This is a genomic window from Nitrospira sp. BLG_2 (assembly GCF_049222245.1).
Genome location: NZ_JBLYIG010000675.1, coordinates 1 through 4,493, shown reverse-complemented (window position 1 = coordinate 4,493; position 4,493 = coordinate 1). Strand labels below are relative to the sequence as shown.

5 protein-coding genes are annotated in these 4,493 nt (G+C 52.3%); 1 reads left to right on the top strand and 4 read right to left on the bottom strand.

Going from position 1 to position 4,493, the window contains the following annotated elements; all coding sequences use genetic code 11:
- Both ACOSYY_RS17895 and ACOSYY_RS17890 read right to left on the bottom strand, forming a co-directional pair.
- Positions 1–185, bottom strand: a 185-nt coding sequence (locus tag ACOSYY_RS17895) for a hypothetical protein (protein WP_421664193.1), incomplete at its 3' end; no start/stop codon positions are given.
- A gap of 493 nt (positions 186–678) precedes the next feature.
- Positions 679–2,109 (bottom strand): hypothetical protein, encoded by a 1,431-nt coding sequence (locus ACOSYY_RS17890; protein ID WP_421664192.1) that lies wholly within the window; start codon positions 2,107–2,109, stop codon positions 679–681.
- 822 nt (positions 2,110–2,931) lie between these two features.
- Between ACOSYY_RS17890 and ACOSYY_RS17885 the strand changes: the two genes are divergently transcribed.
- Entirely contained in the window at positions 2,932–3,186 is a 255-nt protein-coding gene (locus tag ACOSYY_RS17885; RefSeq protein WP_421664191.1) for a hypothetical protein, read from the top strand.
- 28 nt (positions 3,187–3,214) lie between these two features.
- Here the strand turns inward: ACOSYY_RS17885 and ACOSYY_RS17880 are convergent, their stop codons facing one another.
- Entirely contained in the window at positions 3,215–3,916 is a 702-nt protein-coding gene (locus ACOSYY_RS17880) for a Crp/Fnr family transcriptional regulator (protein ID WP_421664190.1), read from the bottom strand.
- Between the two features lie 227 nt (positions 3,917–4,143).
- Positions 4,144–4,493, bottom strand: a 350-nt coding sequence (locus ACOSYY_RS17875; protein WP_421664189.1) for a DoxX family protein, incomplete at its 5' end; no start/stop codon positions are given.

Here is a 4,493-nt window from a genome sequence, read left to right as displayed (position 1 = left end):
GCATCATAAAAGTCTTCGACCGATTCGATCATGCTGTAGTTGTAAGAAACGTTCTGACCTCCGGCCTGGGTGACAGGTTGAATATCACCTGGTTTGACTGCAATGCCCATGGGTGTACCCGTTGATTCATCCACGCCGACGCCGAAATCAAACCCTTGGTTATAATCCAGCATCTCGGTACTCATTGGGTTGCTCCTTTTCTAGATCTGTGCAGATTGGTCACATGCGGGTAGTAGGAGAGACGGGAGTGGCTCGTACAGCATATCGCCGTCAAGGTGAGGAGTCGCGAACAGGTCCCCGCGAGCAACGAACCATGACTCCCTTTTGCTGGCGCGGATTGTCTCCTGCAATCGTGTGAGCAATCGCTCCTCAATGGGTCAGACCTCCTTGTGTTGGTAGTCAAACTATGAGTGAATCGCGCGAGCAAATGTCGTAGTGTTTCTACGCCTAGGGTAGAAGAAAGTCTCTCCTACGAAAGGATGAATCTGTGCAGAACTAGCAAAAACTCTAGGTCACAGCTGCCAGACGGACCTAGCCATATGCCCGAATGGACGTGTGGCAAAATCAATTCCATCATTTATTGACCAGCGGTGAAAAATGAGAATGTACTTTTCAGGAATGTACTTCTCAGCAGGAATGTACTTCTCAAAACCGTTTCCCGGCGATTGAATGCGCCACCTATTTGACCGCCACATTCTGGTAGGCGCGGATGGCGGCCGCTCTTTTGAGTGCATATCTCACTAGCAAGAACGCCAGGATAAAGATCATGAGTATGGAAGTCCCAACGAGAATGACCGCGCGGCGAAATGAGAAGTCAACCAAACCGGTCCCTTGTTTGCCAACAACGTCAATGGCATTGAGGAGTTCCGGCATACGCTCCTTCCATCCTGGGGAATTGAGGATCTGCTCCAAGACGAGGGCAAGCTTCTGAGCCTCACGAACAGTGTCGGTTACTCCACTGACGGTGTCCTGATAATCCTTGATATCGAATGGCTTCTGATCGGCCACTGGGAGCGCCTGAGCTCGAGACGGATCCTGAGCTGGAACATACTTGCCGGTAAACGATTCAACAGACACGATCAACTTGTTTGCTTCCACAAGCGTCTCGCGAAGATTCGTCAGCACGCCCTGAAGACGCTCTTCATGAGGAACGATCCCAGTAAAGAAATTGTTCCGTTCCTTGGCAATGATGTCGCTGACTTGAGACAGGGTCTCCTTCCGCTCGGCAGGAAGTCGCTCCAACATCGTCGCATAGCGTTCCGTAGACGTCGTGAGACGGTCCAGGTCTGAGAACATCTGTTCGATGGCGGGTTCCGCTAGAATGTCGCTTAGGGTCGCTTCTGCTTGATACTGCGAGAGCGGTAACATGGCCTTCACAAGAAATATGAGACGCTCCGAGAGAAGTCGGACTTCATCCACGGCATCATTCGCTCGTTGCATCTGTCCCAATAGCCCTCCAGGTTTCTGCACCTCGGATAGACGAGAATTGCTCGTTTGTGGGGCAATATTTCCGAATCGGACGCCCGTAACCATGTGTACGTCAGGATTGTGTTCACGCCATTTCACTATGACACCGCGCAACTCCTCCCGCTGCTCGCGATCAAGAACTCGAGCTCCGACGCTCCAGATATCCTCCTCCATGTCTCGAAACGCCTTTGTGAGAATACCTCCCTGTTCGGTAAAGACGGTCGGAACCCAGTAGTCCTCCATCAGCATCCGTGACAAAGTGACATACACAATCATATCGATGAGGTTCAATTCAGGGTTCGGCCCAATTGCAATGTCCACCGCCGACCATGTATTGGCGAATTTCATCCGCTGCACGAGCTTGCGTACGCTGGCTGTGCTTGTCGTCCCGCCGACAATCCGCAGCGGCTCGTTTACATGGGTGACAAACCGATATGCGAATCGCTGGACTTCATCGCGGAGTTCTCCTAGAGTCATCGCTTGGGTATTTTCTCCGTCCATATTCTTGTTCTTGATTGTCTTGATAGACGCAGTTGACTCCTCCTTTCGCTGCGTGGAAAGCGACGTGCAGGACGACAAGATGGCGAGCCCAACCGCCGCACAGAGTAGGGGAACGAAGTGCTTCTTTGGGAATAGCATCATGACCTCCGCGCTAGATCTCGTTCACTCCTTAAACCTTCGAACCGGACTCGATGGGTGGGGTTGGCATAGAGAGCCAACGGTCTTATGGCCGCGGACAGAGTCGGATGTACACTCACAGTGAGAAGCCGATTGCGGAGTAGCCACGAGTGGAGACCCAAAATGGGTAGGCCACGTGCCGGGCTAAGGCTCACTGACACCTGGTTCGGTGGGAGGACAGTTGGAATGTGCTGGTGTTGAGGAAGTTCAGCGAGCGTTATTCGCGACATTTGCCCCCGCAGTACAAATTCCATGCAGTAATAGGAGGGCTAACAGGCCAATTCCCTGTCCACAATTGGAGCTTCGTCTCGTCAGTGATGACTCCTTTGCAGAAGGGTATCTTGGGGGGCGGAAGCGTACGCATTCAATATTTGGAAGTCAATAGCCTGATTGTGCTGACAGGTCAGCTGGGGTGGCGTGATGCGCACTATTTCCCGGAAAGCCTACCGGATGGAGTGGAGATTCTAGGTCCGCGGAACGGTTGAAAAATGGAGCCGGCGACCCGGATTGAATGGGCGACCTGCGGTGTAGGAATCTAGATTGGCAAACTACTGTAACGCTCGGTGATGAAAGAGGTTTCCCCGTTTTTATGTGAATTCGCAGCCTTAAGTGGATTCTAGGAATTCGACCGCTTCCAATGGTTCTCGCCGAGCGGACATCTTTTAGGGCAAATCTAGCACAGCACTTTTGAGAATCGAGTATTGACTGACTCCACGAAAAAGCAAGAGTGGGCACTTGTAATCTTCCTCACAGATGGCCGTAGGCTTTTCTTCTAGGATGGGGTCTATGGCCCATCTTGAGATTTTGGTCCACCGGGGATGCCTTTCCGAGCAATCGGTTCGGACGCTTATTAGTGAAATCCAGCACGAACTCCCCAATTGGGACATCGATATTCGATTGGTGGAGCCGGAGGATGCGGACAGGATTGGCCATCTCGTGTTCCCGGCCATTCTCATAGACGGGCAGATCCTCACTACCGGCATTCCACGAAAGGATTGGCTATTGATGAAGCTAAGGGAATGGGATAGAAAGGAACGATAGAGAATGGGGAGCCTGTCCTTAGAGTTTCTTAACCGAGAAGTTGAGACAAGCCCTTAGCGTCGATAATGATGAGTGTACGGCCATCCATTTGAATCAAGCCATCATCCCTGAACTGACTGAGAGTAGCGGTCACGGTTTCTCGGCTGCATCCGATCAGGTTGGCCATCTCTTGGTGCGTCAATTTCGCTCGAAGTCGAATCCCCTGTGGGTTCTCTGCTCCGTCGCTCTTGCTAAGCTCCATGAGCAAATGGGCCAACCGAGCTGGAACGTCACGAAAGACTAGGTCTTCTACACGGCTCTGGATTTTCTTAAGCCGCAACCCAATCAGCTTGGTAAGTTTGACGGTCACGTTGGGGTGCATGGCCAAATACTGATCGAAATCCTTCCGTGGAATCACACAAATGAGTGTGTCATCGAGAGTCTCGGCTGAGGTCGAGCGAGGGGCATCCTCCAAGACGTCGAGTTCTCCAAAGACTTCTCCCGGCTCTAGAATATCGAAGGTGACTTCTTTTCCGCTGGGCGCCGTATTCGCGATTTTCACTCGTCCCTGCTTCAGTAAATACACATTGCTGCTGGGATCGCCCGGAAGGTACAAAGGCTGTCGCTTTTTCACCGTCTCCATACGGGTAATCCGCTCCATCTCCTGCATCTCGGACGGAGAAATGCCATCGAAGAGGCGAATGTGCTTGAGGTACCAGAGTTTGTTGGGAGCTGATTGTCCGCGTTCCATGGGTTCGCTCACTGGAGGGAACTCCGAACTGCGAAATTATGGCACAAAGAAACAATTCTTTCATTCCGTGTGATACCGACCCGACGTGCTAGGTGCTTATCGTTCAGAATGCTTGTGTGGGGACAATCTGTCATAAAGGGAGGATATCCGGCGCTTTGGCTATGGCCCACGGTCTTCGGCTCTGCCTTTTGATAATTGAGATCGGGCAGGCTCTTTTCTTATGACTGTCACGGGCAGCTTGTGTGGGCGTGCTCCGTAGCGATTCCTGCCCGTTGTCTTCGTTGATACAAATGACGCAAAAGGGCATCGGTTGAGAGAAGTCCAGGCCCGTGTAAGACGAAGTATAGGAACAGAATTCCCCAATAGAATGCCTCCTGCAGGGCCGCTTCGGATAACTGTCCGTATGAGATCGAGGCGGCAATATTGAGTCCGAACAGCGAGAGGGCTGCCCATCGCCCTGCCAGGCCGATCGCCAGCAAGAACGAGCCGCCTAGCTCGATGGCAGTGGCTAGATATGCGGCGACCTCGGGAGGCAGAAGCGGCACATCGTACACCATGGTGAAGAGCATCGCTGTCG